Origin of the sequence: Halomonas sp. HMF6819 (assembly GCF_044335525.1) — a bacterium.
Classification (GTDB): Bacteria; Pseudomonadota; Gammaproteobacteria; order Pseudomonadales; family Halomonadaceae; genus Vreelandella.
Map to the genome: position 1 here is coordinate 1 of NZ_JBIQVY010000010.1, position 24223 is coordinate 24223.

Here is a 24223-nt window from a genome sequence, read left to right on the forward strand (position 1 = left end):
GGCTTTGTCAGCTGCCTGAAACGTCACGGCTACCAGGTCGATTGGCAGACCCTGCGCGCCTGCGACTACGGCACGCCCACCATCCGCCGGCGCCTGTTCCTGATTGCCCGGCGCGACGGCCTGCCGATCGTGTGGCCGAAGCCCACGCACGCCGACCCGCGCGTACCGGCCGTCCAGCGCCGCAAGCTCAAGCCTTGGCGCACCGCGGCGGAGTGCATCGACTGGTCGCTGCCCTGCCCCTCAATTTTCGGGCGCAAGAAGCCGCTGGCCGAGGCAACGCTCAACCGGATCCGGAAGGGCGTTCAGCGCTACGTGCTCGAGCACCAGCAGCCGTTCATCGTGACCTGCAACCACGGCGGCGCTGGCTTTCGCGGCCAAGGCATGCAGGAGCCGATGAAGACGATCACCGCGGCGCATGATGCGCACGGCATCGTGACGCCCTATTTGGTCAAGCTCAACCACACTGCGGCGAACTACACACCCTTCCGAGGGCAGTCGCTCGAACAGCCGCTACAGACGATCACCACGGCCCCCGGGTATGCCATCGTCGCCCCTACCCTCGTGCAAACCGGCTACGGCGAGCGCGACGGTCAAGCGCCCCGATGCCTCGACCTGCAAAAGCCGCTGGGCACGGTCGTGGCTGGTGGCTCCAAGCATGCGCTGGTGGCGGCGTTTCTGGCCAAGCACTACACCGGCGTGGTCGGCGCTGATCTGCGCCAGCCCCTGCCGACGGTCACCACCACCGACCACGACGCCGTGGTGAGCGCCTTTATGATCAACATGAAGGGCAGCCAGCGCAGCGCGATCGATGCGCGCCAGCCGCTCAACACAATCTGCGCCAGCACCACGCACGCCTACCTGACCGCCGCTTTTCTAGCACCGTATGCCGGTGGCCACCAGTTGCCCATGGTCATGATCGACGGGGAGCAGTACATCATCGTCGACATCGGCATGCGCATGCTCCAGCCCCACGAGCTCGCGGCCGCTCAAGGCTTTCCGGACACCTACCGCTTCGCCAAGATCGACGGTCAGCCGCTGGCGAAGAGCAAACAGGTTCGATTGATCGGCAACAGCGTATGCCCGCCGCTGGCCCGCGCCATCGTCGAGGCGAATTTCACACACGAACGGCGGTTTATGCCGCTTGGGGAGGCGGCATGACCCGCTACGCAGAAAACACCAGCGTCTCGAGCGAGCGCAGCCGCGCCGAGATCGAGCAAACCGTCTCCCGCTACGGCGCCAGCGGTTTCATGTACGGCTGGGACGGCGCCACCGCGGTGATGGCGTTCCAGATGAACGGCCGCCGCGTGCGCTTCAACCTCGACATGCCCGACCGTAATAGCACCGCGTTCACGCAAACCGAAACCGGGCGCGACCGGGCGCCCGCACAAGCCGCCAAGGCGTGGGAGCAGGCCTGCCGGCAACGGTGGCGGGCGCTCGCCCTGGTCATCAAAGCCAAGCTGGAGGCCGTCGAGTCCGGTATCACCGAGTTCGAGGAAGAGTTCCTCGCCCACATTGTGCTGCCCAACGGCGGCACCGTCGGCGGCTGGATGCTGCCGCAGGTCAAAACCGCATACGACACCGGCACCATGCCGCCGCTACTGCCTGCCCCGGGGGATAAATGACCCAGCCCACCCATACCCACCGCACGCTCGGCGGCAAATACGCCGAGATTCAGCAGCACCAGGGCACCGGACCGCTCGACGGCGACTGGATCATCGTTTACGAGGATCTCGACCGCAGCATTATCAGCGCTACCACGCAACGCGACTGGCTCGACAACTGGCGGTACCTGGAGTCCGACGACTGCCCCATTTGCCTGGGCACCGGCTACGACCACATCAAGGGCAACCGGGATCGGCCGTGCGGGCACTGCTACGGCCTGGGAAAGGTTCGCGTTGACGGCGAGGCGGCGACCGACCTATGGGAGCTCGCCACCGTTGCCGGCAACATCATCGAGTGCCAGCGCGCCGAGCTCGAGCAGCTGCGCGCGATCGCCGACTACCCGGGCGCTCGCGAATGGGTCGATCGTGAGCGTCAGAAGCGCATCGACGACAGTATCGCGCAGCAGGAACAGGAATGGCGCGGCAAGCCGGGGCACGCCCCGGGCGGCCAGCGATATACGGGAGATTGATATGCAGCCCCTACTCACTCCGGAAGCCGTAGCCGAGCTGCTCGGCGTTAGCGCCAGCTGGGTCTACGCCAACAAGAGCCGCATCGGCTATCTCGGCCTGGGCAAAAACATTCGATTTGAGCGCGACGACGTAGAGCGGTACGCTCAGAGCCGCAAGCGCGGCCCTCAGCACGATGAGGAACGCCAATGGGAATCACAGTCAGATACCGCGCGAACCGCGACAAGTGGGTCGTCACGGAAACGCACAACGGTCGGCGACATCAATGCACGTTTGACGGCACTAAGGCGGGCAAACGGGAAGCCGACGAATACGCAGCCGCTCGGCAAGTAGCGCTTAATGACGCGCGCTTTAACGGCGAGGTCATGGGCAGGAAGGAGCGCCGCACGTTCCTTGAGGGCGTGTCGCGCTGGATGGACGAGTACGACGTCACGAGCCAGTTGAAAGCGATCGGCCCCGTGGTCGAGTACATGGGGCCTGACGTGATGCTGGGCATTGAGACGGTCGATAAGGGCCGGAAGATGGCGCGGGAGCTCAAGCAAAAAGGGCGGGCTCAAAGCACGATCAATAACCACGTGCAGGTGGTGAAGCGCGTGCTCAACCTGGCGTACCGGGAATGGGAGTGGATTGATCAGCCCTTGGGTGACAAGCTCAAAAAGCCCAACCCCAAGAACGAGCGGCACACCTACCCCACCCCGGGCGATTTGAAGCGGCTGCTCGAGGCGATACCGGATAGGCGGAGCGAAGAGAAGATCATCTGTGCCGTCGCGGCGGTTACCGGCTTACGGCGCGGGGAACTGCTGGGCCTCGAGCCGAGCAACTATAGCCAGGGGCGGGTATTACTGAGAGCGAACCAGACGAAGAGCGGCAAGGCCCGCGTGGTGCCGGTGCCGCAATTCGCCCAGGAATGGCTCGCGACGATGTTGCCGTTTTTCGACGGCGTACCACGCAAGGTCGCCGAGCGACGGGTGCGCACGGCGTGGGAAGATGCCCGGGCGGCGATCGGCAAGCCCGACCTACGGTTTCACGACCTGCGCCACAGTTACGCCAGTTTGCTCGCTCAGTCCGGCGAGAACATGACGACGGTGCGCGATCTGCTCGGCCACTCCAGCCTGCTGGTCACCAGCCGCTACGCGCACATGTTCGCCGGCAGCCTGGACGAGATCGGCGGGAAGATGCCGAATTTTTTGCAGCCGCTGGGAGAGCAGCAGCAAGTGGCGTTAGAGCGGCCAGCTATTACACATTAACGAGGAATCAATATGCTGCAGTATGATGAACTAACAGAATGGGAAAAGAGGTGCATCACCAATGCTTCCCGTGCAGATGATATTAGTAGCGAGATCCTCCTAAACCCCTCTCGAGTAGATACAACTATTGAAAGTCGTATTTCTGCCAGAGTAAATGGCGTCAGCGTCACCGTAACCCGTTGGGAACACTGCTCTCTAGTCGATGTGATTGCAGGCTGGGTGCGGGAGCCTGGGTTAGTTGAAGTCGAGCTGGAGAATGGAGAGCCCCTCCATTTCACTGGAGATCGCTGGAAAGATATAGACGGAAATACTTATGACCTAGAGTACGTCATATGCTGCGTCGTACCTAGCTAGATCGTCCAGATTAATCAGTGTGGGATGCGACCAAAACGCGACCAGCGGTCGCAACAGGTCGAGAAAGACCAAACGCAGGGCATAAAAAAAGGGGCCTAAGCCCCTAATTCTAAAGTGGTACCGGTGGCCAGACTCGAACTGGCACGCCTGTTACAGCGGCGGATTTTGAATCCGCTGCGTCTACCAATTCCGCCACACCGGCAATGGCTGGGCATTATACGGAGAATCGCTGCCGGGTCAATCACATCGACTGACTTTATCGCGTGAAAGCGCTATCCTAGGGCGCCTGTTCGACCACCCACAAGAGCCCTTTAATGCAGCGCGCGGACTTTCATTTCGAGCTACCCGAAGAGCTGATCGCTCGTTACCCCTCCGAGCAGCGCAGCGACTGCCGGTTGCTGTGTCTAAGCGGCCAGGACGGCGCCATCGACCACCGCCGCTTCACCGATCTTCTCGAGCTTTTGGAACCCGGCGATCTGCTGGTGTTCAACGACACCCGCGTGATTCCCGCCCGCCTGCACGGCCAGAAAGCCAGCGGCGGCAAGGTGGAAATGCTGCTGGAGCGCCCGCTCGATGCCCACCGGGGCCTGGCGCACCTGCGTTCGAGCAAGTCGCCCAAACCCGGCACCGAGCTGATCTTCGAAGGCGGCATTCACGCCGTGGTGGAAGGCCGCCGCGACGCGCTCTTTGAGCTGCGCTTTTTAGGCGAGACGCCGATGATCGCGCTTTTGGAAGCGCACGGCCACATGCCGCTGCCGCCTTACATCACTCGCGACGACGAACTCAGTGACCGCGAGCGTTACCAGACCGTCTACGCCCGTCGCGACGGCGCGGTGGCTGCGCCCACCGCGGGGCTGCACTTTGACCAGCCGCTGCTGGACGCGCTCAAGGCCAAGGGCGTGGAGAGCGCCTTCGTCACCCTGCACGTCGGCGCGGGCACCTTTCAGCCGGTGCGGGTGGACAACATTCTCGAGCACCACATGCACAGCGAGTGGATCGAGGTGGGCGAAGAGGCCTGTAAAAAGGTGCGCGACGCGCAACAGGCGGGCCGGCGCGTGATCGCCGTGGGCACCACCAGCGTGCGCTGCCTGGAGAGCGCCTGCCGGGAAAGTGCGGACGGTCAGATCGCCCCTTACAGCGGCGATACCGACATCTTCATTTACCCGGGCTACGAGTGGCGCTGCGTGGATGCGCTGATCACCAACTTCCACCTGCCGGAGTCGACGCTATTGATGCTGGTGTCCGCCTTCGCGGGTTTTGACAACATCCAGCGCGCCTACCGGGAAGCGGTCAGCGAGCGCTACGCCTTCTTCAGCTACGGCGACGCCATGCTGCTGACGCGCTGATCGCGGCCGCCTCAACGAATTCAGATACGAGTCTAGACATGCGAAACGAATGCTTTATGCGCTTCGAGCGCCTGGCCGAGGACGGCCGCGCGCGCCGGGGCCGCCTTCACTTCCCCCGCGGCAACGTCGAAACCCCGGCCTTTATGCCGGTGGGCACCTACGGCACCGTCAAGGGCATGACGCCGGAATCGGTAAAAGAGATCGGTGCCGAAATCATTCTGGGCAACACTTTTCACCTGTGGCTGCGCCCGGGCACGGAGGTGATCGAGGCCCACGGCGACCTGCACGACTTCGCTCAGTGGGACAAACCGATTCTCACCGACTCCGGCGGCTTCCAGGTCTTTTCACTGGGTGAGATGCGCAAGATCACCGAGCAGGGTGTGCATTTTCGCTCGCCGGTGGATGGCAGCAAGGTGTTCATGGGCCCGGAAGAGTCGATGGCGGTGCAGCGCTCGCTGGGCTCCGACGTGGTGATGATTTTTGACGAGTGCACGCCCTACCCGGCAACGTTTGAGGAAGCCGAGAAATCCATGGAGCTTTCGCTTCGCTGGGCCAAGCGCTCCCGCGATGCCCACGGTGACTCGCCCTCGGCGCTGTTCGGCATCATTCAGGGCGGCATGCACCCCGAGCTTCGCGAGCGTTCGTTGAAGGGGTTGATGGAGATCGGCTTTGACGGGCTGGCGATTGGCGGGCTCTCCGTCGGCGAGCCCAAGGAAGAGATGATCAAGGTGCTCGACTATCTGCCGACTTGGATGCCGGATGACAAACCGCGCTATTTGATGGGCGTGGGCAAGCCCGAGGATCTGGTCGAAGGCGTACGCCGGGGCGTGGACATGTTCGACTGCGTGATGCCGACGCGTAACGCGCGAAACGGCCACCTGTTCGTCGCAACCGGCACCGTCAAAATTCGTAACGCCACGCACCGTCATGACACCCGCCCGCTCGATGACGAGTGCGACTGCTACACCTGCCAAAACTTCTCGCGCAGCTACCTGCACCACCTGGATCGCTGCAATGAAATGCTCGGTTCGATGCTCAATACAATCCATAACCTGCGCTTTTATCAGCGGGTCATGGCGGATTTGCGCGCGGCAATCGAAGCGGGTACATTGACCGCCTTTGTGGAAGGCTTTTATGCCCAGCGCGGCCTGCCCGTGCCACCGCTTGCGAATTGATCGCCACTCGCCCTGGCGGGTGGTCTGACCGCTTTACCCATTAACAATTAACCCATTAACACATAACCCAGGAGTTCGCTCGATGCTGGATTTCTTCATCTCCCCGGCGCATGCCGAAGGTGCCGCCGGCGGCGGCGGTATTGCCCAAATCGTCATGCTGGTCGGTTTCGTACTGATTTTCTACTTCCTGCTGTGGCGCCCGCAGGCCAAACGCGCCAAGCAGCACAAGCAGCTGGTCACCAGCCTGGATAAAGGCGATGAAGTGGTCATCGGCGGCGGTCTGGTCGGTCGCGTCACCAAGGTCAGCGACGAATTTTTGACCCTTGAAGTGTCCGAAGGCACCGAAGTGAACGTGCAGAAAAACGCCGTGGCCGCGGTACTGCCCAAGGGCACTATCAAGTCCATCTAATCTTCGCGCCCCACCCTGCCGACACGTGCCAGCCACCCCGGCACGGGTGAGATGGTCGATGATGGTAAACGTTGCCGTACGCGGGCTGCCCGCGTACGGCAATTCCGTATGTCATTGAAGGCAGGGCTTACATGCTCAACCGTTACCCCCTGTGGAAGTATCTGCTGATACTGGTCGTTTTGATCGTTGGCCTTATCTATTCGCTTCCCAACTTATTTCCCGCCGATCCCGCCATTCAGATTAGTAGCGCCCAAGGCGATGCGCTGAGCGAGCGCGACGTTTCCCGCGTGCGCGATGCCCTCGATGAGCGCGATATCGACGTCACCGGCGTCGAGCAGGAGAACGGCCAGTGGCTGATTCGCCTGGCAAACGACGACGACCAGCTCGACGCCCGCGACGCGGCAACCGAGGTGCTGGGTGGCGATGCCACCGTGGCGCTGAACCTGGCCGATGCCACCCCGGGCTGGCTGCAGGCGTTCTCCGCCTCGCCGATGACCCTGGGGCTGGATCTACGCGGCGGCGTGCACTTCCTTTTGGAAGTGGACATGGACGCGGCGATCACCCAGCGCCTGGAAGTCAACGCCAGCGCCATGCGCGAGCTTCTGCGCGGCGAGCGTATTCGCTATCGCAATACCGAGATCAACGGCCAAACCCTGTCGCTCGATTTTGCAAGCTCGGAAGACCGCGACGACGCCCGCCGGCTGATCAGCCGCGAATTCCCTGACTTCGACTACGCCAGCAACGGCAGCGGCCGTTCGGCGAGCCTGGCCATGACGCTCAGCGACCAGGTCGTCAGCGAAATTCAGGACTACGCCATCAACCAGAACCTGACCACGCTGCGTAACCGGGTCAACGAGCTGGGCGTGGCGGAGCCGATGGTGCAGCGCCAGGGGCCGAACCAGATCGTGGTGGAGCTGCCGGGCATTCAGGACACCGTGGCTGCCAAGCGCATTGTCGGCGCCACCGCCAACCTGGAGTTCCGCCTGGAAGCGCGCAACGACACGCCGGACATGGAAACCGAAAGCTTCGGGTTTCGTAACAACGACGGCCGCAGCGCCCAACTGATGCGCGATGTGATCATTACCGGCGACAGCGTTTCGAGCGCCAGCAACAGCTTCGACGAAAACGGCCGCCCCCAGGTCAACATCAACCTGGACGGCACCGGCGGTACGCTGATGAACCGCGCCACGCGCACCAACATCGGGCGCAACATGGCGGTGCTGTTCATCGAGCACAAGAGCGAAGACACGGTGGTCACCGACCCGGAAACCGGCGAGCAGACCATCGAACGCGAGCCCTACACCGAGCGCGGGCTGATCAGTCTGGCCACCATCCAGAGCGCGCTGGGCAACAGCTTCCGTATTACCGGGCTCGACTCCCCCACCGAAGCCGGCGAGCTTGCGCTGCTGCTGCGCTCAGGCTCGCTGGCCGCGCCCATCTACTTCGTGCAGGAGCGCACCATCGGCCCAAGCCTAGGCGCCGAGAACATCGAGCGTGGGCTTTTGTCGGTACAGCTGGGTCTTTTGCTGGTCGTGCTGTTCATGCTCGCCCGCTACAAGGTCTTCGGCGTGTTCGCCACCGTCGCGCTGGGGCTGAACCTGACGCTGCTGGTCGCGGTGATGTCGATGCTGGGCGCCACGCTTACGCTTCCCGGCATTGCCGGTATCGTGCTTACGCTCGGTATGGCGGTGGACGCCAACGTGCTGATCTTCGAGCGCATCCGCGAGGAGCTCAAGAATGGGCTCTCGATCCAGCAGGCCATTCACGCCGGCTACGAGCGCGCCTTCACGTCGATCGTCGATGCCAACATCACCACCCTGCTGGTGGCGGTGATCCTGTTCTCGATCGGAACCGGGCCGGTGAAAGGCTTTGCCGTGACGCTCTCGATCGGTATTTTGACGTCGATGTTCACCGCACTGATGGTGACGCGCGCCATGGTCAACCTGACCTACGGCAGCAAGCCCGTTAAAAAGCTATGGATCTAATCGACATGCTTTCGATCCTCGCGCTTCGCCCCGACTTCAAGAGGTGGTCATGAAACCCCTATCGCATCTGAACATCGACTTCATGGGTCGGCGGAACATGGCGTTCATCGCCTCCGCCGTCATGCTGGTCGTGTCGATCATCGCCATCGCCGCGCTTTCGCTGAACCTTGGCCTGGACTTCACCGGCGGCACGCTGATCGAAGTGCGCTATGGCGCCGCGCCGTCGCTCGACGCCGTGCGCCAACTGCTGGAAAACAGCGGCTTCCAGGACGTCTCGGTGCAAACCTTCGGCGCCTCCACCGAGGTGCTGATTCGCCTGCAGCAGGCTTTCGACCCGGACGTGGGCACCAGCGTCGTCAACCTGCTGCGTGAAAGCGGCGAAAGCGTCGACCTGGTACGCGCCGAGTTCGTCGGCGCCCAAGTGGGCGATCAGCTGCGTGACCAGAGCGGCATGGGCCTGATGGTTGCGCTCGGCGTGGTCATGCTCTACGTTGCGCTGCGCTTTCAGTACAAGTTCGCCCTCGGCGCGCTTTTGGCGTTGATTCACGACGTCATCATCGTGGTCGGCGTCTTCGCGCTGTTCCAGCTCGACTTCGACTTGACGGTACTGGCAGCGATCCTGGCGGTCATCGGCTACTCGCTCAACGATACGATCGTGGTGTACGACCGCATTCGCGAGTCGATTCGCACCTCGCGCATCGACGACATGCCGCAAATCTTCAACGAAGCGATCAACGCCACGCTCTCCAGGACGCTGGCGACCTCCGGCACCACGATCCTCGTGCTGCTGGCGCTGCTGGTCCTCGGCGGCGACATGATTCAGAACTTCGCCATCGCGCTTCTGATCGGCATCGGCGTGGGCACCTTCTCCTCGATCTACATCTCCGGGGCGCTGCTGCTGCCGCTGAAGCTCTCGCGCGAGGATTTGATCCCGACGAAGAAAGCACTCGATGAAGAGGAAGAGGAGCTGCCTTAGGGCGCTTTTCAACCACGGGCTTTCGAGTCACAAAAAAGCCCCTGCCGGGTAACCGGCAGGGGCTTTTTATCGCTCGTTACTTACTACTCATTACTCATTTTACTCGCTACTTGCTACTCACCACTTACTAACCACGAAGCAGGATTCACTCACATCAAACGTGCGGCGCCAGCTGCTTGATCAGCGCCTTGTAAAGGCGGGGGCCGGCGGCCATCAGCTGGCCTTCGGGCTTGACCGAGGGCTGGCCTTGCAGGGTACCGATCAGCGCGCCGGCTTCTTTCAACAGCAGCGTGCCGACCTGAAGGTCCTGCTCTTCGAGCCCCAACACGAAGGCGCTATCGACGCGCCCGCAGGCGAGCTCGCAGATATCCAGCAGCCCGCTGCCGGTGGCGATCAGGGTATCGGTTTGCGGAGCGATGTGCTGCGCGACGCTCAGGTACGCCGGCAGGTGCGCCTCACGCAGCCAGGAGGGCGGCAGGCTCATCGCCATGCGGGTACCGGGGAGCGCGGTGGACTTGCTCACGCGCATACGCTTGTCGTTGTGCTGGGCGCCGCTGCCGCGGCTGACGATGTACTCGTCGTCGCCGAAGGGCGCGATGATGACGGCGTGCTCGGGCCGCCCCTTGATCAGACACACCACCGTGAGTGCAAAGCCTTTACCCGCCACGGATACGTTGGAGTAGCCGTGAAACGGTTCAATCTTCCAAAGGGTCTCGGCCCCGTCGCCTTCGCCCGCTTTATGAGGGGTGTAGCGACCGGTCACGCCGTGCTGCGGGTAGCCGCGCTCGAGCTGGTGCACGATCGTGGCTTCGGCCTTGCGTGCGGTATCTTCCAACAGGCGCTCGAGGCTGGATTCCTCGTGGGCGTTTTCGATACGTTCGCGAACGCGTAAAAATTGTTCGGCGGCGCCACGCGCGGCGCGCAGCGCAAACTGGACCATCGGATTCATGATCAAACCTTGTCACAGTGATGTTAAAGAACGGTGGGCCGCCCGGATAAAGCCAGGTAACGATTCCAGGTAAAAATCGGGTGGGCGAACCTTTGGCGCGCAATTCTAACAGAGCCCCCTCGGGCTTGCTATCGACTCATGCTAAACTGCGCGTTTTCATCATTACCGAGCCTTTTCATGCTTGAGCGCATTCGCATCGTTCTTATCGGCACCAGCCATCCCGGCAATATCGGCGCCGTGGCCCGGGCCATGCACAACATGGGCCTGGCGGATTTACGTCTTGTCGCGCCACGCTGCGAAGTGATCACCCAAGAGAGCATTTCGCGCGCCTCCGGCGCGGATCACCTGCTGCACAGCGCCCAGGTGGTCGAGACCCTGGAAGAGGCGGTGGCGGATGCCACCCTGGCCGTGGGCGCCAGCGCCCGCTCGCGCACCCTCCCCTGGCCGATGCTCACCCCGCGCGAGCTCGGTGGCCGGCTTTCCAACGAGTGCCGGGCCGACAGCGCCCGCGTGGCGCTGGTGTTCGGCCGCGAGGACAGCGGGCTGACCAACGCCGAGCTTCAGCGCTGCCACGCCCACGTGCATATTCCCACCAACGCGGATTTCAGCTCGCTGAACCTGGCCGCGGCGGTGCAGGTCGTGGCCTACGAGTGTCGCCTGGCCTGGCTCGACGGCCAGCAAAGTGCGCCTTCCGAGAGCGACGCGGATACCGAGGCCGAGCTCGCTACGCACGAGGAGCTCGAGCGCTACTTCGAGCACCTGGAGCGCACGCTGATCGCGATCGACTTTCACGACCCGGACAAGCCGCGCCAGTTAATGGCAAGGCTTCGAAGACTCTATCTACGCGCCCGGATCGAGAAAATGGAGATGGGCATCCTGCGCGGCGTGCTTACCGCGACAGAAAAAGCGGCCGCTGACAAGGCGCGCTAAACTACCTGTCAGACTCGAATTCGAATGCGGCCACGTTAGAGCTTGACGTTAGAACTTAACGCTAGAACTCGAAGCGCCGCGCCGTCGCCTGGACGAAGGACCCTACATGTTTGAACGTTTGCGTGAAGATATTAACAGCGTGTTCGACCGCGACCCGGCGGCGCGCAACTTTCTCGAAGTGCTGACCAACTATCCAGGGCTTCACGCGCTGCTGCTACACCGCGGCGCCCACTGGCTCTGGAAGAAAAACCTCAAGTGGCTGGCGCGCAGCATTTCAACCTTTGGGCGCTGGCTCACCGGCATCGAGATCCACCCGGGGGCGACCATCGGTCGGCGCTTTTTCATCGATCACGGCATGGGTGTGGTGATCGGCGAAACCGCGCTGGTCGGTGACAACGTCACGCTGTATCAAGGCGTGACCCTGGGCGGCACCAGCTGGAACAAGGGCAAGCGTCACCCGACCTTAGGCGACGGCGTGATCGTCGGCGCCGGGGCGAAAATTCTGGGGCCGTTCACCGTCGGTGCCGGCGCGAAGGTGGGCTCCAACGCGGTGGTCACCAAGGAAGTGCCCGCCGGCGCCACGGTCGTGGGTATTCCAGGCAAAATCGTCCAGCGCCCGGACCCGGATGTAGAGGCAGCGCTCGAGGTCGACCCGGCCCGGCGCGAGGCGATCTGCCAGAAATTCGGCTTCGACGCTTACGGGGTGAGCCAGGACATGCCGGACCCGGTCGCCCGCTCGATGCAGGCGATGCTCGATCACATGCACGCCGTGGATGGGCGCCTGGAGCGCATGTGCGCCACCCTCAAAAAGCTCGACGCCGGCTACCGGGAGGGCCAGCTTCCCGAGCTCAACAGCGAAGACTTCGCCGAAGTGCTCGACGAGCCTACGCCGGGTTGCGAGAGCGCTGACGCCGCGGCCACCTCGCGAGCACCGTCGAGCAGTACGGAGAGCGACACGCCTCGGCACTGATTCGATAGCCCTTTTATTAGACTGCCCCGTGCCGTGCGGGCCATGAGCGCCATAATAGTTGACCAAAGTACTCGGGATTTCCCATAATGGTCCCACACTTTCGTCCGTGCGCTCATGACCGGCACCGGGATACTCTATGCGTTTGACCACCAAAGGCCGTTACGCCGTGACGGCGATGCTCGATCTGGCGCTGCACGCCGAGCAGGGCCCGACGTGTTTGAACGATATCTCCAAACGTCAGGAAATTTCGCTCTCCTATCTCGAGCAGCTCTTTGCCAGACTGCGCCGGGCGGGGCTGGTCACCAGCGTGCGCGGCCCCGGCGGCGGCTACCTGCTGGCCCGCGGGCTCGACGATATCAGCGTTTCTCAGGTGATCGATGCGGTCGACGAGCGCGTTGACGCCACGCGCTGCCAGGGCATGTCGGATTGCCAACAGGGCGATATCTGCTTAACTCACTATCTATGGTGCGAGCTCTCGAACCAGATACGTCAGTTTCTCGATGACGTCACGCTGGCCCAGCTCGCCAAGCGCCCGGACGTGCTGCAAACGGCGACCCGTCAGCGCCACCGCGTCGATGCCAGCATTCTCGCCTCGTCGCAATGACCGCCTTTTTACTCTTTGATTAGCCGCTGGACACCATGCCGACAACCTCCGCCCCCCCGCTCCCCGTTTATCTGGACTACGCCGCCACTACGCCGGTGGACGAGCGCGTGGCCGCGGTCATGCAGCGCTATCTGACGGTGGATCAGCTGTTCGCCAATCCGGCCTCGCGTAGCCATATGCTTGGCTGGCAGGCGGAGCAGGCCGTCGAGCAGGCGCGCCGCCAGGTCGCCGATTTGATCAACGCCGACCCGCGAGAAATCGTCTGGACCAGCGGCGCCACTGAGGCCGACAACCTGGCGCTGACCGGCTTCATGCGCGCCAACCGCGAACGCGGCATGCATCTGGTGACCTCCACCATCGAGCACAAGGCGGTGGTGGATACCGCCAGGGCGCTCGAAAGCGAGGGTTTCGAGGTCACCTGGCTCACCCCGGGGCCTGATGGCCGCGTCACCCCCGAGCAGCTCGAACGCGCGCTTCGCGACGACACCACGCTGGTGTCGCTGATGGCGGTCAACAACGAGCTTGGTACCGTCAACGATCTCAAGGCGTTGGCTGACGTTGCCCACGGCTTTGGCGCGGCGTTTCACACTGACGCCGCCCAAGCGGTGGGGCGTATCGAGCTTGACGTTGCCGCCCAGCAGGTGGATTTGATGTCGCTCTCGGCGCACAAGGCCTACGGGCCGAAGGGAATCGGCGCGCTTTATGTGAAACGCCACCCGGATATTCGTGTCGAAGCCTTGATTCACGGTGGCGGTCACGAGCGCGGCATGCGCTCCGGCACGCTGCCCACCCATCAGATCGCCGGCATGGGCGAGGCGTTTGCGCTGATGGGCAAGGTCGGCGAGGTCGATCGCCCCCATATCGATGCGCTCAAGGCGCGCTTTTTGGCCGGGCTTGCCGCTATCGGTGGCGTGCACGTCAACTCGCCGGCCGAGCATGGCGTTTCGAGCATCGTCAACGTGGCTTTCGAAGGCGCGGACGGCGAGGCGCTATTGATGGCACTACGCGATTTAGCGGTATCGACCGGCTCGGCGTGCAACTCGGCAAGCGTGGAGCCCTCTTACGTTTTGCTTGGCATCGGCGTGCCGCGGGCGCTGGCCCACTCGTCGCTGCGCTTTAGCTTCGGGCGTTTTACCACCGAACACGAAATCGATCATGCGCTCGGTCTGATTCGTCACGCGCTTGGCGGGCTTCGCACCCCGCAAGCCTCGAACTGACCTTCATCGGACTGCCCTACTCAAGGCCGACACTTTCAAGGAGCATGCCAATGGCAACCCTCACGATTACGCCAAACGCCGCCAAACAGATCCGTCACGTGCTGGACGAGCGCGGTCAGGGCTTGGGCCTACGCGTTGCCGTCAAACCCAGCGGCTGTTCGGGCTACAGCTACGTGCTGGACTTCGCCGACGAAGCGTTCGATGACGAAGTGCGTTTTGAAGAGCACGGTGCCTGCGTGTTCGTCGACCCCGAAGCGCTGGCAATGCTCAACGGCAGTGAAGTCGATTACGTTAGCGAAGGGCTCAACCGCTACTTTCGCTTCAACAACCCCAACGTCAAGGACGAGTGCGGCTGCGGCGAGAGCTTCACCGTTTAGCCGAATCGGTATTCATCCCCGGTGGGAGGCGCTATAATCGCGCCCACTTTGCCGGGCGGGCTCCGTACCGGCTTTTGTTCACCTTGTGCGCCGCTTCGCAAGAAGCGGCACTTTCTGTTTTAGACCCTCAAAGGAGTTAGACCATGGCGACCGAACGCACTCTGTCCATCATCAAGCCCGACGCCGTTGCCAAGAACGCGATTGGCGAAATCATCGCGCGTTTCGAAAAGGCCGGCCTCAAGGTCGTGGCCGCCAAAATGCAGCACCTTAGTGAGGAGAAAGCCGGCGGTTTCTACGCTGAGCACAAGGAGCGCCCCTTCTTCAAGGATCTGGTCGGCTTCATGACCTCCGGACCGGTCGTCGTACAGGTGCTCGAAGGTGAAGGCGCCATCGCCAAAAACCGTGACCTGATGGGCGCGACCAACCCGAAAGAAGCCGAAGCCGGCACCATCCGCGCCGATTTCGCCGAAACTATCGATGCCAACGCCGTTCACGGCTCCGACTCTGCCGAGAGTGCCGAGCGCGAGATCGCCTACTTCTTCGGCAACGACGAGATCTGCCCGCGCTAAAAGCGCCGACTCGAACCGCGTTGCTGGCCATTTTCGCGGGGGTTCGCCCCCGCCCTTTCCAAGCGCTGAGCCATGACCACCACCGTAGCCCAACACACGCCCGAGGCGAATGCCGCCACTCAATCCACGCAGAGCGCCTCGAACGCCCCGGCACGGGAAAACCTGCTGGGGCTTTCGCGCGCGCAGATGGAGGCGTTTTTCCTCTCCATCGGCGAGAAGAAATTTCGCGCCGCCCAGCTGATGAAGTGGATTCACCAGGAAGGCATCGACGACTTTTCCGCGATGACCAACCTCTCCAAGGCGCTGCGTGAAAAGCTCGCTCGGGTGGCGGAAATCCGTGGGCCGGCGGTGGTCTACGAAGGCACCTCCTCGGACGGTACCCGCAAGTGGGTGCTCGAAGTGGAAGACGGCAGCTACGTGGAAACGGTGCTGATCCCGGCGGAAAACGGCAAGCGGCGCACGCTCTGCGTGTCGTCGCAGGTGGGCTGCTCGCTGGACTGCAGCTTCTGCTCCACCGGTAAGCAAGGCTTTCAGCGTAACCTCACCGCCGCCGAGATCATCGGCCAGGTGTGGGTTGCCCAAAGAAGTGTTGGTCCGCGCCGCGACACCGCCAATCGTCCGGTGACCAACGTGGTCATGATGGGCATGGGCGAGCCGCTTTTGAACTTCGACAACGTCGTGCCGGCAATGAAGCTGATGCTCGACGATAGCGGCTACGGGCTCTCCAAGCGCCGGGTCACGCTCTCGACCTCCGGCGTGGTCCCGATGCTCGACAAACTCGGCGACGAGATCGACGTAAGCCTTGCGATCTCGCTGCACGCGGCGACCGACGAGCTCAGAAACGAGCTGGTGCCGATCAACCGCAAGTACAACATCCGCTCGCTTCTGGACGCCTGCCACCGCTATCTCGCCAAGTGCCCGGAGAACCGGCAGGTCACCATCGAGTACACCCTGATCAAGGATGTGAACGATCAGCAGGAACACGCCGAGCAGCTCGCCGAACTCTTAAAAGAGCTCGCGTGCAAGATCAACCTGATCCCGTTCAATCCGTTCCCGAATTCCGGCTACGAGAAGCCGTCTCGTAACCAAGTGATGCGCTTTCAGCAGTGGCTTTATGATCTTGGCTACAACGCCACCGTGCGCATGACCCGCGGCGACGACATCGATGCCGCCTGCGGGCAGCTGGTGGGTCGCGTGAAAGACCGCACCAAGCGCAGCGCCCGCTACATTCAGTCGGTCCAGCTCGACGCCGACTAACGCGCCTTGACTTCCGTTTCACACAGCGCTTTGATGAACCCTGTTTTAACCCGGCATAATGACGACATCACTGCCCGGGGCCGGCGAAAGCTGCCGTTTTATCAAGGACCGGCGCCCACGGCGGCGGGTTAACATTCACTCACGAGGGCGACCATGATTGGCTACGGTAGGCGCACTAGCTTCCTTCGAGTACCGGTGCTGTCCATTATAATGGGCAGCCTGATACTCGCCGGGTGCGCCACGCAAGGCACCGAGCCCTCGCAGCAAACCGGTCAGGACGCCGCCGACGCCTATAGCCAACTAGGCGTGGCTTATCTGGAGCGCGGCAACCTGTCCCGGGCGCTCAACGCGCTCGACCGCGCCATCGAAATCGACCCTCGCCATGCCGAGGCGCTACAAGGTATGGCGCTGGTCTATCAGCAGCAGGGCGAAACTCAGCTGGCTACCCGCTATTTTGAACAGGCCGTCAGCGCCGCCCCCTCCTTTACTCGCGCGCGTAACAACTACGCGGCGTTTTTATATCAGCAGGGCCAGTACCGCCAGGCCTGCGAACAGCTTGAAATCGCATCGACCGATGCCCAGTACGCCAACCGCGCCCAGCTTTTCACCAACCTGGGGCAGTGCTACATGGCGCTCGACGATGTCAGCCGGGCACGCGAGGGCTTTGCGCGCGCCCAAAGTATCGACCCGCGGAGTCCGCGCGGGTATTTAATGTTAGCCGAACTGGAAGTTTCTCAGGGCAATTTCGAGCGCGCCTGGGCGCCACTGCAAAGTTATCTGCAGCTGGCAGGCCCGGATCGACAGGCGCTGACGCTGGCCGCTTCTGTTGCCCGCGCCCGCGGCGACGAACAGGCCGCCGCCGAGTATCAGCGTCAGTCGATGGCCGCAAGCGCCCCCTGATCACCTAATTATTGAAGGATGCTCAGCCATGAGCGACATGCATTTACACGAGAATACCGCGACCACCACCGCTTCACCCGGCGAGCTTTTGAGCCATCAGCGTGAACAGCTCGGCGTGGCACTGTCCGACGCCGCAAGGGCGCTCAATTTGCGCCCCGCCGTGGTCGAGGGTCTGGAGCGCGACCAGTACGATGAAATTCCCGTGGCCGCCTACCGCCGCGGTTATCTGCGCGCCTACGCCAAGTATTTAGGTATGGACGAACACCTAGTGCTCGACGCCTACAAGGCGCACTTTGGCACCGCTGAAGCCGAGAGCAAGGTGGCGCCGGTCACCACCTCACGCCCGCCTTCACGCGTCGGCGCCTGGCTTTTCAAGCTCGTCACGCTGTTAGTGATCGCCGGGCTGATCGGCGTAACGGTGATGTGGTGGCAAAGCCGCGGTGGCAGCGAGCCGCCGAGCATGGGGGCAGCGCCCACCGCCGAAGAGCAGAGCCAGCTAGACGCCGCAAGCACAGACGCAGCGCTGCCTGACACGCCGGCCTCCGCTCCGGCCAGCTCTGATGCGGCCACCGGCCAGGCAAATGGCGCCGACGTCAACGATAGCGCCGCGCTGGAGGCCGCCTCCGAGCCCGAGCCGGTAGAACTTTCCGAGACCGCGATCGACGCCGCGCTTGCGCTGAACGAGGCGCAAAACCAGGGCGACGCCAATACGCTCGAGCTGAGCTTCGCCGAGCAGTCCTGGACCGAAATTTTCGATGCCAACAACCAGCGCGTATTCGTGGGCCTGCAAACGCCGGGCACCACGGCAACGGTTGAAGGCGAGCCGCCTTTTCGACTCACCATTGGTAACGCGACCGGCGTGACGCTTGACTACATGGGCGAATCCGTCGATCTCGCTCAGCGCGCCGGTGCCAATAACGTTGCCCGCTTTACTCTAGGAGAGTGATCCGTCCCATGTACGCCCCTTCTCCAATCAAGCGCCGCCCTTCTCGTCAAATTCACGTCGGCAAGGTCGCGGTCGGCGGCGATGCCCCCATCGCCGTTCAGAGCATGACCAACACCAACACGTTGGACGTCGACGCCACCGTCGGCCAGATCCAGCAGTTGGAAAAGGCCGGTGCGGACATCGTGCGCGTCTCAGTACCGGACATGGACGCCGCCGAGGCCTTCGGGCGCATCAAGGCGCGCGTCGACGTGCCGCTGGTCGCGGACATCCACTTCGACTACAAGATCGCGCTGCGCGTGGCCGAACTCGGCGTTGACTGCCTGCGCATCAACCCGGGCAACATCGGCCGCGAAGACCGCGTCAAGGCGGTGGTCAACGCCGCCCGCGATCACGGCATTCCGATTCGAATCGGCGTCAACGCAGGGTCGCTGGAAAAGGATCTACAAAAGAAGTACGGCGAGCCGACCCCGGCGGCGCTGGTGGAATCCGCCATGCGTCACATCGACTACCTCGACCGGCTCGACTTCCAGGAGTTCAAGGTCAGCGTCAAGGCCTCGGACGTGTTCATGGCGGTCGCCGCCTACCGCGATCTGGCCGCGCGCATCGAGCAGCCGCTGCACTTGGGCATCACCGAAGCCGGCGGGCTGCGCTCGGGCACGGTGAAATCCTCGATTGGCTTGGGGATGCTATTGATGGACGGCATCGGCGACACCATTCGCGTATCGCTGGCCGCTGACCCGGTCGAGGAGATCAAGGTCGGTTTCGACATGCTCAAGAGCCTGAAGCTGCGTGCCAAGGGCATCAACTTCATCGCCTGCCCGAGCTGCTCGCGCCAGAATTTCGACGTCATCGACACCATGAACCAGCTCGAAGAGCGTTTGGAAGACGTCATGACGCCGCTCGACGTCTCGGTGATCGGCTGCGTGGTCAACGGTCCGGGCGAGGCCAAGGAGACCGATATCGGCCTGACCGGCGGCTCACCGGCGAATCTCGTCTATATCGACGGCAAGCCCGCAAGCAAGCTTCGCAACGAGCATCTGGTCGACGACCTGGAAGCCCTGATCCGCGAAAAAGTTCGCCTCAAACAGCAGCAGCAAGACGCCGTTATCACTAAAAGCGTATAACGTCGCGCAAGACGGAAAGCTTGGCTTTTCGTGCTTACAAGGAGTTTTCATTGAGCAAGTCCGGTACCAAAAAGATCCAGGCGATCCGCGGGATGAACGATCTCCTGCCCAGCGATAGCCCCCGCTGGCAGTTTTTCGAAGCGAAAGTGCGCCAGATCATGCAGCGCTACGCCTTCGATGAAATCCGCATGCCCATCGTCGAGCAGACGGCGCTGTTCGCCCGCTCGATCGGCGAAGTGACCGATATCGTCGAAAAAGAGATGTACACCTTCGAGGACCGAAACGGCGATAGCCTGACGCTGCGCCCGGAAGGCACGGCGGGCTGCGTGCGCGCCGCCATGGAGCACGGGTTGCTCTACAACCAGACCCAGCGGCTCTGGTACCAGGGCCCAATGTTTCGCCACGAGCGCCCACAAAAGGGCCGCTACCGCCAGTTCCATCAGGTCGGCGTGGAAACCTACGGCTTCGAAGGCCCGGACATCGACGCCGAGGTGATTCTGCTCTCGGCACGGCTCTGGAAGGAGCTGGGGCTTTTTGAGCACGTCACCCTCGAGCTCAACTCACTCGGCTCGCTCGAGGCGCGCGCGGCCTATCGCGACACGCTGGTGGCCTACTTCAACGAGCACTTCGAACTGCTCGACGAAGACTCCCGGCGGCGCCTGGAGAGTAACCCGCTGCGCATTCTGGACTCAAAGAATCCGGCAATGGCCGAGATGCTCGACGCCGCGCCGCAGCTTCTGGACCACCTGGACGAGGCCTCCATCGAGCACTTCGAGTCGCTGAAAGCCATGCTCGACGCCGCCGGTATCGGCTACGTGGTCAACCCGCGCCTCGTTCGCGGGCTCGACTACTACTCGCGCACGGTGTTCGAGTGGACCACCACCGCGCTTGGAAGCCAAGGCACGGTATGCGCCGGCGGGCGCTACGACGGACTGGTCGAGCAGCTCGGCGGCAAGCCCGCCCCGGCGGTAGGCTTCGCCATGGGCATCGAGCGGCTGATTCTGCTGCTCGAAACCCTCGATCTCGTCCCTGATGAGGCGCTCGGCAAAAGCGACGTTTATCTGATGGCGCTGGACGACACCTCCACCACCGCCGCGCTGACGCTGGCCGAAACGCTCAGAGCAGAGCTTCCGGCACTGAAACTGCAGCTACACTGCGGCGGCGGCAGCTTCAAAAGCCGCATGAAAAAGGCCGACAAAAGCGACGCCGGCGTCGCCCTGCTGCTGGGTCAAGACGAAGTGGCCAACCAAACGGTCACGCTCAAATTTTTGCGCGACGATCGCGAGCAGCAGAGCGTGGCGCAGGCAGCGCTTGCCGCAACGCTTAATGATCTGATCATCCGCTAACCCGATCAACCGTGTCGGATCATCGGGCCCGCCTGCCTGATCCGCCATGCCCGAACAAGGAGACCGCCCGTGGCGGAGCTGAGAAGCGAAGAAGAGCAGCTTGATGTGATCAAGCGCTGGTGGAAAGAGAACGGCACCTCGCTGATCGCGGGGGCGGTGATCGCCGCGGCCGGCGTGTTCGGCTGGCACGCCTGGCAAGACTACCAGGAGGGCCAAGCAGCGGCGGCGTCCGTGCGCTACCAGCAGCTTCTGACCATCGCCAACCTGCCGGAGCAAGGCGCCGAGCAGCTCGATAGCGCCAAACAGCTGGTCGCCGAACTCAACGACGATTACGGCAGCACGCTCTACGCCGAGCTTGGCTTGCTGCTCGAAGCGCGCCTGGCGGTGGGCCAAAACGATCTCGACGGCGCACGTGACGCGCTCGAGCGCGCCGCCGACGGCGCCTCGCGCGACTACGTGAAGAGCCTGGCCTGGCTGCGCCTGGCGCGTATCGAGATCGCCCAAGGCAACCCGGAGCAGGCGCTTTCGCTTCTGGACGAGCCGCTCGTCGACGCCCTGAACGCTCAGCGCCTCGACGTGCGCGGCGACGCCTATGCCGCCCTTGGTGATCGCGCCAACGCGCGCAAGGCTTGGCAAGAAGCGCTGGCCGCCGACGGACAGAACCAGTCACTTTACGGCATACAGTTTAAGCTAGACGACCTTGGCGCCGAGGAGGCGACCTCCTAATGACGATCAGCCTTTCCCAACCGTTAATTTCCAAAACGCTGCTGCGCACCGCCCTTGGCGCGGCGGCGCTGGCGCTTCTGGCCGGCTGCGCGAGCAAGAGTGAGCCCACCAACGTGCCGACTCCGCTTACAAGCTTCAACGAGACCACCACGGTTTCGAACGTATGGCGGCAAAACGTCGGTGACGGCCTGGGCCGCGCCCGCTATCCGATCGAGCCCGCCCGCGAAGGCAACACCGTGTTCGCCGCCGACGCCCAGGGCGTGGTCATGGCGCTGAATGCGACCAACGGCAACCGCCAGTGGCGTATCGAGCTCGACACGCCGCTTTCCAGCGCCCTGAACGCCATTGCCGGCCAGCTCTATCTGGGCACGCGCAACGGTGAAGTGATCTCGATCGATCAAAGCGATGGCAGCATCAACTGGCGCTCGCGGGTCTCCAGCGAAGTGCTGGCCGCCCCGCAGGCCAACCCGCAACTTCTAATCGTGCAGAGCGTGGATGGCCAGGTCACCGCGCTCGACCGCGCTACCGGTCAGGAGCGCTGGGTCTACTCGAGCTCGCAGCCAGCGCTGACCCTGCGCGGCACCGGCACGCCCATGGTGATCGAGCCGGTCACCTTCGTCGGCTTTGCCAACGGCCGTTTGGCGACGCTGGATAACCGCAGCGGCCAGCCGCTTTGGGAGCAGCAGATCGCCACGCCCCGCGGGCGCAGCGAAGTCGAGCGACTGGTCGATCTATCCGGCCAGCCGGTACTCAGCCAAGACGGTCGCCTGTTCGTGACCAGCTATAACGGCCGGGTCGTCGCGCTCGAGGCCACCCAAGGCGGCGTGCTGTGGGAAACCAATCTCTCCAGCCGCCACACGCCGGTGCTGGTCGGCAACGCTCTGTTCGTCGTCACCGACGACAGCCAGATCGTGGCCCTCGATGCCAACAGCGGCCAGGAAATCTGGCGCAACTCGGCGCTCGAAGATCGCCAACTGACCGCCCCCGCTTTCGTCGATGGTCGTTTGGCCGTCGGCGATTTCGAAGGCTACGTGCACCTGATCGACGCCCGTGAAGGCTCGATCGTTGGCCGCACGCGGGTGCATAAATCCGGCATCACCCTGCGCCCGGTCGGCGAAGGCAGCACCCTCCATGTACAGGCCAACAATGGCCGGCTGCAAACGTTGGAAATCGCTCCATGACACCCGTCATTGCATTGGTCGGTCGGCCCAACGTGGGCAAATCGACTCTGTTCAACCGTCTGACGCGCTCGCGCGACGCGCTGGTGGCCGACTTTCCCGGCCTGACACGCGATCGTAAGTACGGCAACGGCCTGCTGGGCAACAAGGCCTACACCGTCATCGACACCGGCGGTATCAGCGGTGACGAGGAAGGGATCGACGCGGCGATGGCTGAGCAGTCGCTTGCCGCCATCGATGAGGCGGACATCGTGCTGTTTCTGGTCGACGGCCGCTCCGGGCTCAACGTCGCCGACGAGGCGATCGCCAACCACCTGCGGGTCAATCAGAAAAAGACCTGGTTGGTGGTCAACAAGACTGACGGGCTCGAAGAACACTCGGCCATGGGCGATTTCTGGGGGCTCGGCCTGGGTGATCCCTGGCCGATCGCCGCTGCCCACGGACGCAACGTCTCGCAATTGATCGATATCGTGCTCGAACCGTTTCCCGAGCGCGATGCCGACATTCCCGCCGACACCGGCACCAAGGGCATTCGTATCGGCGTCATCGGCCGGCCTAACGTGGGTAAATCCACCCTGGTCAACCGGCTGCTCGGCGAGGAGCGCGTGGTGGTGTTCGACGAGGCGGGCACCACGCGTGACGCCATCGAGATTCCCTTCGAGCGCCGCGGCAAGCCTTACGTGCTGGTCGATACCGCCGGCGTGCGGCGGCGCAAGAACGTCAGCGAGATCGCCGAGAAGTTCTCGATCATCAAGACGTTGGACGCGATCAAGGAGTGCCACGTTGCGATCATGGTGCTGGATGCGCGCAGCGGGCTGGTCGAGCAGGATTTGCACCTGTTGGACTACGTACTGACCACTGGCCGCGCGCTGGTGCTGGCGGTGAACAAGTGGGACGGGCTCGAGCATGAAGCCCGGGAGACGATGCGCAGCCAGATCAAGCGCCGGCTGGGCTTTGCCGACTACGCCGAGATGCACTTCATCTCGGCGCTGCACGGCACCGCGGTGGGCGATCTCTACCCCTCGATCGAGCGCGCGTTCGACGCCGCCAACGCCCACTGGTCGACCAACCGCCTGACCACGCTCCTGCAGGATGCCGTCAGCCAGCATCCGCCGCCCATGGTCAACGGCCGGCGTATCAAGCTTCGCATGGCCCACCAGGGCGGTAGCAATCCGCCGATCATCGTGGTCCACGGCAACCAGACGAGCTCGCTGCCGGAAGCCTACCGGCGCTACCTGACCAACACCTTTCGCAAGGTGCTCAAGGTGCGCGGCACGCCGATGCGCTTCGAGTTTCGCTCCGGCGACAACCCGTATGACAACATGGCCGGCGCCAGCGACAAGGAAAAGGCCAAAAAGCGCGAACTGGGCCGCACGAAAGAGGCGCGTCAGAAACGCCGCTGAGTGTGCCTTCATCGCCAGAAAAAACGCCCGTCTCGACGAGACGGGCGTTTTTTTATTTCATCACCCACCCCGGCAGCGCTTTGCGCTGCATCGCTGGCTAGCGCCT

General features: G+C 63.0%; 24 protein-coding genes, 1 tRNA gene and 1 pseudogene. 24 read left to right on the plus strand and 2 right to left on the minus strand.

The window, feature by feature from the left end:
- The 5 genes and pseudogenes from ACGLWX_RS17840 to ACGLWX_RS17860 all read left to right on the plus strand — a co-directional run.
- Positions 1-1158, plus strand: a 1158-nt coding sequence (locus ACGLWX_RS17840) for a DNA cytosine methyltransferase (RefSeq protein ID WP_396241762.1), incomplete at its 5' end; no start/stop codon positions are given.
- Positions 1155-1622 carry a hypothetical protein gene (locus tag ACGLWX_RS17845; RefSeq protein ID WP_396241764.1) on the plus strand — a complete coding sequence of 156 codons (468 nt, stop codon included), beginning with the start codon at positions 1155-1157 and terminating at the stop codon, positions 1620-1622. The genes ACGLWX_RS17840 and ACGLWX_RS17845, both read left to right, overlap by 4 nt.
- The gene (locus ACGLWX_RS17850) at positions 1619-2131 is read left to right on the plus strand and encodes a hypothetical protein (protein ID WP_396241766.1); all 513 of its coding nucleotides are present in this window, start codon (positions 1619-1621) and stop codon (positions 2129-2131) included. Before ACGLWX_RS17845 ends, ACGLWX_RS17850 begins: the two co-directional genes overlap by 4 nt.
- A 1-nt stretch (position 2132) precedes the next feature.
- Positions 2133-2273 (plus strand): annotated as a pseudogene (locus ACGLWX_RS17855) (helix-turn-helix domain-containing protein); the annotation flags it as partial.
- A 44-nt stretch (positions 2274-2317) separates the two neighbouring features.
- Positions 2318-3376, plus strand: coding sequence for a tyrosine-type recombinase/integrase (locus ACGLWX_RS17860; protein WP_396241768.1), 1059 nt, complete (start codon positions 2318-2320; stop codon positions 3374-3376).
- Positions 3377-3845: 469 nt separating this feature from the next.
- Here the strand turns inward: ACGLWX_RS17860 and ACGLWX_RS17865 are convergent.
- A tRNA-Leu gene (locus tag ACGLWX_RS17865) sits at positions 3846-3932 on the minus strand.
- A 112-nt stretch (positions 3933-4044) separates the two neighbouring features.
- Here ACGLWX_RS17865 and queA point away from each other — a divergent pair.
- The 5 genes from queA (at position 4045) to secF (ending at position 9621) form a co-directional block, all read left to right on the plus strand.
- The gene (gene queA, locus ACGLWX_RS17870; protein ID WP_396241770.1) at positions 4045-5076 is read left to right on the plus strand and encodes a tRNA preQ1(34) S-adenosylmethionine ribosyltransferase-isomerase QueA; all 1032 of its coding nucleotides are present in this window, start codon (positions 4045-4047) and stop codon (positions 5074-5076) included.
- 38 nt (positions 5077-5114) lie between these two features.
- The gene (tgt, locus tag ACGLWX_RS17875) at positions 5115-6251 is read left to right on the plus strand and encodes a tRNA guanosine(34) transglycosylase Tgt (RefSeq protein ID WP_396241772.1); all 1137 of its coding nucleotides are present in this window, start codon (positions 5115-5117) and stop codon (positions 6249-6251) included.
- A gap of 82 nt (positions 6252-6333) precedes the next feature.
- Positions 6334-6660 carry a preprotein translocase subunit YajC gene (yajC, locus tag ACGLWX_RS17880; protein ID WP_252106781.1) on the plus strand — a complete coding sequence of 109 codons (327 nt, stop codon included), beginning with the start codon at positions 6334-6336 and terminating at the stop codon, positions 6658-6660.
- A 131-nt stretch (positions 6661-6791) separates the two neighbouring features.
- Entirely contained in the window at positions 6792-8645 is a 1854-nt protein-coding gene (secD, locus tag ACGLWX_RS17885) for a protein translocase subunit SecD (protein WP_396241774.1), read from the plus strand.
- Positions 8646-8694: 49 nt separating this feature from the next.
- Positions 8695-9621: a protein translocase subunit SecF gene (gene secF / locus ACGLWX_RS17890; RefSeq protein ID WP_252106779.1), complete on the plus strand. Its 927-nt coding sequence runs from the start codon at positions 8695-8697 to the stop codon at positions 9619-9621.
- Positions 9622-9775: 154 nt separating this feature from the next.
- On the opposite strand, the gene ACGLWX_RS17895 is transcribed toward secF, so the two are convergent.
- Positions 9776-10570, minus strand: a complete 795-nt coding sequence (locus tag ACGLWX_RS17895) for an inositol monophosphatase family protein (RefSeq protein WP_252106778.1) — start codon at positions 10568-10570, stop codon at positions 9776-9778.
- A gap of 177 nt (positions 10571-10747) precedes the next feature.
- On the opposite strand from ACGLWX_RS17895, the gene trmJ reads away from it, so the two are divergent.
- From trmJ to der, 14 genes are all read left to right on the plus strand, one after another.
- Entirely contained in the window at positions 10748-11500 is a 753-nt protein-coding gene (trmJ, locus tag ACGLWX_RS17900; protein ID WP_396241776.1) for a tRNA (cytosine(32)/uridine(32)-2'-O)-methyltransferase TrmJ, read from the plus strand.
- A 106-nt stretch (positions 11501-11606) separates the two neighbouring features.
- Positions 11607-12470 (plus strand): serine O-acetyltransferase, encoded by an 864-nt coding sequence (cysE, locus tag ACGLWX_RS17905; protein WP_396241778.1) that lies wholly within the window; start codon positions 11607-11609, stop codon positions 12468-12470.
- 136 nt (positions 12471-12606) lie between these two features.
- On the plus strand, positions 12607-13074 hold the full coding sequence (iscR, locus tag ACGLWX_RS17910) for a Fe-S cluster assembly transcriptional regulator IscR (RefSeq protein ID WP_396241780.1): 468 nt from the start codon (positions 12607-12609) through the stop codon (positions 13072-13074).
- Positions 13075-13109: 35 nt separating this feature from the next.
- A complete protein-coding gene (locus tag ACGLWX_RS17915; RefSeq protein ID WP_396241782.1) occupies positions 13110-14291 on the plus strand; it encodes an aminotransferase class V-fold PLP-dependent enzyme in 1182 nt (393 codons plus the stop codon).
- Between the two features lie 50 nt (positions 14292-14341).
- Positions 14342-14668, plus strand: coding sequence for an iron-sulfur cluster assembly accessory protein (locus ACGLWX_RS17920; RefSeq protein ID WP_252106773.1), 327 nt, complete (start codon positions 14342-14344; stop codon positions 14666-14668).
- A gap of 143 nt (positions 14669-14811) precedes the next feature.
- Positions 14812-15237, plus strand: a complete 426-nt coding sequence (gene ndk, locus ACGLWX_RS17925; RefSeq protein ID WP_263584968.1) for a nucleoside-diphosphate kinase — start codon at positions 14812-14814, stop codon at positions 15235-15237.
- Positions 15238-15309: 72 nt separating this feature from the next.
- Entirely contained in the window at positions 15310-16494 is a 1185-nt protein-coding gene (gene rlmN / locus ACGLWX_RS17930) for a 23S rRNA (adenine(2503)-C(2))-methyltransferase RlmN (protein WP_396241784.1), read from the plus strand.
- A gap of 153 nt (positions 16495-16647) precedes the next feature.
- Positions 16648-17394 (plus strand): type IV pilus biogenesis/stability protein PilW, encoded by a 747-nt coding sequence (gene pilW, locus ACGLWX_RS17935; protein WP_396241786.1) that lies wholly within the window; start codon positions 16648-16650, stop codon positions 17392-17394.
- Positions 17395-17422: 28 nt separating this feature from the next.
- Positions 17423-18340, plus strand: a complete 918-nt coding sequence (locus tag ACGLWX_RS17940; protein WP_396241788.1) for a RodZ domain-containing protein — start codon at positions 17423-17425, stop codon at positions 18338-18340.
- An 8-nt stretch (positions 18341-18348) separates the two neighbouring features.
- Positions 18349-19464 carry a flavodoxin-dependent (E)-4-hydroxy-3-methylbut-2-enyl-diphosphate synthase gene (gene ispG, locus ACGLWX_RS17945; RefSeq protein WP_252106768.1) on the plus strand — a complete coding sequence of 372 codons (1116 nt, stop codon included), beginning with the start codon at positions 18349-18351 and terminating at the stop codon, positions 19462-19464.
- Between the two features lie 50 nt (positions 19465-19514).
- A complete protein-coding gene (gene hisS, locus ACGLWX_RS17950) occupies positions 19515-20810 on the plus strand; it encodes a histidine--tRNA ligase (protein ID WP_396241790.1) in 1296 nt (431 codons plus the stop codon).
- A 69-nt stretch (positions 20811-20879) separates the two neighbouring features.
- Positions 20880-21536 (plus strand): YfgM family protein, encoded by a 657-nt coding sequence (locus tag ACGLWX_RS17955; protein ID WP_396241792.1) that lies wholly within the window; start codon positions 20880-20882, stop codon positions 21534-21536.
- Complete coding sequence (bamB, locus tag ACGLWX_RS17960) at positions 21536-22717, plus strand: outer membrane protein assembly factor BamB (protein WP_396241794.1); 1182 nt, start codon at positions 21536-21538, stop codon at positions 22715-22717. The genes ACGLWX_RS17955 and bamB overlap by 1 nt, the downstream gene beginning before the upstream one ends.
- Positions 22714-24117: a ribosome biogenesis GTPase Der gene (gene der / locus ACGLWX_RS17965; protein WP_396241796.1), complete on the plus strand. Its 1404-nt coding sequence runs from the start codon at positions 22714-22716 to the stop codon at positions 24115-24117. Before bamB ends, der begins: the two co-directional genes overlap by 4 nt.
- Positions 24118-24223 lie beyond the last annotated feature (106 nt).

Coding starts and splice junctions, on each gene's coding strand:
- rlmN (WP_396241784.1), top strand. CDS start 15,310: ATGACCACCACCGTAGCCCAACACACGCCCGAGGCGAATGCCGCCACT.
- der (WP_396241796.1), top strand. CDS start 22,714: ATGACACCCGTCATTGCATTGGTCGGTCGGCCCAACGTGGGCAAATCG.
- secD (WP_396241774.1), top strand. CDS start 6,792: ATGCTCAACCGTTACCCCCTGTGGAAGTATCTGCTGATACTGGTCGTT.
- ispG (WP_252106768.1), top strand. CDS start 18,349: ATGTACGCCCCTTCTCCAATCAAGCGCCGCCCTTCTCGTCAAATTCAC.
- ACGLWX_RS17895 (WP_252106778.1), bottom strand. CDS start 10,570: ATGAATCCGATGGTCCAGTTTGCGCTGCGCGCCGCGCGTGGCGCCGCC.
- pilW (WP_396241786.1), top strand. CDS start 16,648: ATGATTGGCTACGGTAGGCGCACTAGCTTCCTTCGAGTACCGGTGCTG.
- tgt (WP_396241772.1), top strand. CDS start 5,115: ATGCGAAACGAATGCTTTATGCGCTTCGAGCGCCTGGCCGAGGACGGC.
- yajC (WP_252106781.1), top strand. CDS start 6,334: ATGCTGGATTTCTTCATCTCCCCGGCGCATGCCGAAGGTGCCGCCGGC.
- iscR (WP_396241780.1), top strand. CDS start 12,607: ATGCGTTTGACCACCAAAGGCCGTTACGCCGTGACGGCGATGCTCGAT.
- ACGLWX_RS17850 (WP_396241766.1), top strand. CDS start 1,619: ATGACCCAGCCCACCCATACCCACCGCACGCTCGGCGGCAAATACGCC.
- secF (WP_252106779.1), top strand. CDS start 8,695: ATGAAACCCCTATCGCATCTGAACATCGACTTCATGGGTCGGCGGAAC.
- ACGLWX_RS17860 (WP_396241768.1), top strand. CDS start 2,318: ATGGGAATCACAGTCAGATACCGCGCGAACCGCGACAAGTGGGTCGTC.
- bamB (WP_396241794.1), top strand. CDS start 21,536: ATGACGATCAGCCTTTCCCAACCGTTAATTTCCAAAACGCTGCTGCGC.
- ACGLWX_RS17915 (WP_396241782.1), top strand. CDS start 13,110: ATGCCGACAACCTCCGCCCCCCCGCTCCCCGTTTATCTGGACTACGCC.
- queA (WP_396241770.1), top strand. CDS start 4,045: ATGCAGCGCGCGGACTTTCATTTCGAGCTACCCGAAGAGCTGATCGCT.
- ACGLWX_RS17920 (WP_252106773.1), top strand. CDS start 14,342: ATGGCAACCCTCACGATTACGCCAAACGCCGCCAAACAGATCCGTCAC.
- cysE (WP_396241778.1), top strand. CDS start 11,607: ATGTTTGAACGTTTGCGTGAAGATATTAACAGCGTGTTCGACCGCGAC.
- ACGLWX_RS17940 (WP_396241788.1), top strand. CDS start 17,423: ATGAGCGACATGCATTTACACGAGAATACCGCGACCACCACCGCTTCA.
- ACGLWX_RS17845 (WP_396241764.1), top strand. CDS start 1,155: ATGACCCGCTACGCAGAAAACACCAGCGTCTCGAGCGAGCGCAGCCGC.
- trmJ (WP_396241776.1), top strand. CDS start 10,748: ATGCTTGAGCGCATTCGCATCGTTCTTATCGGCACCAGCCATCCCGGC.
- ndk (WP_263584968.1), top strand. CDS start 14,812: ATGGCGACCGAACGCACTCTGTCCATCATCAAGCCCGACGCCGTTGCC.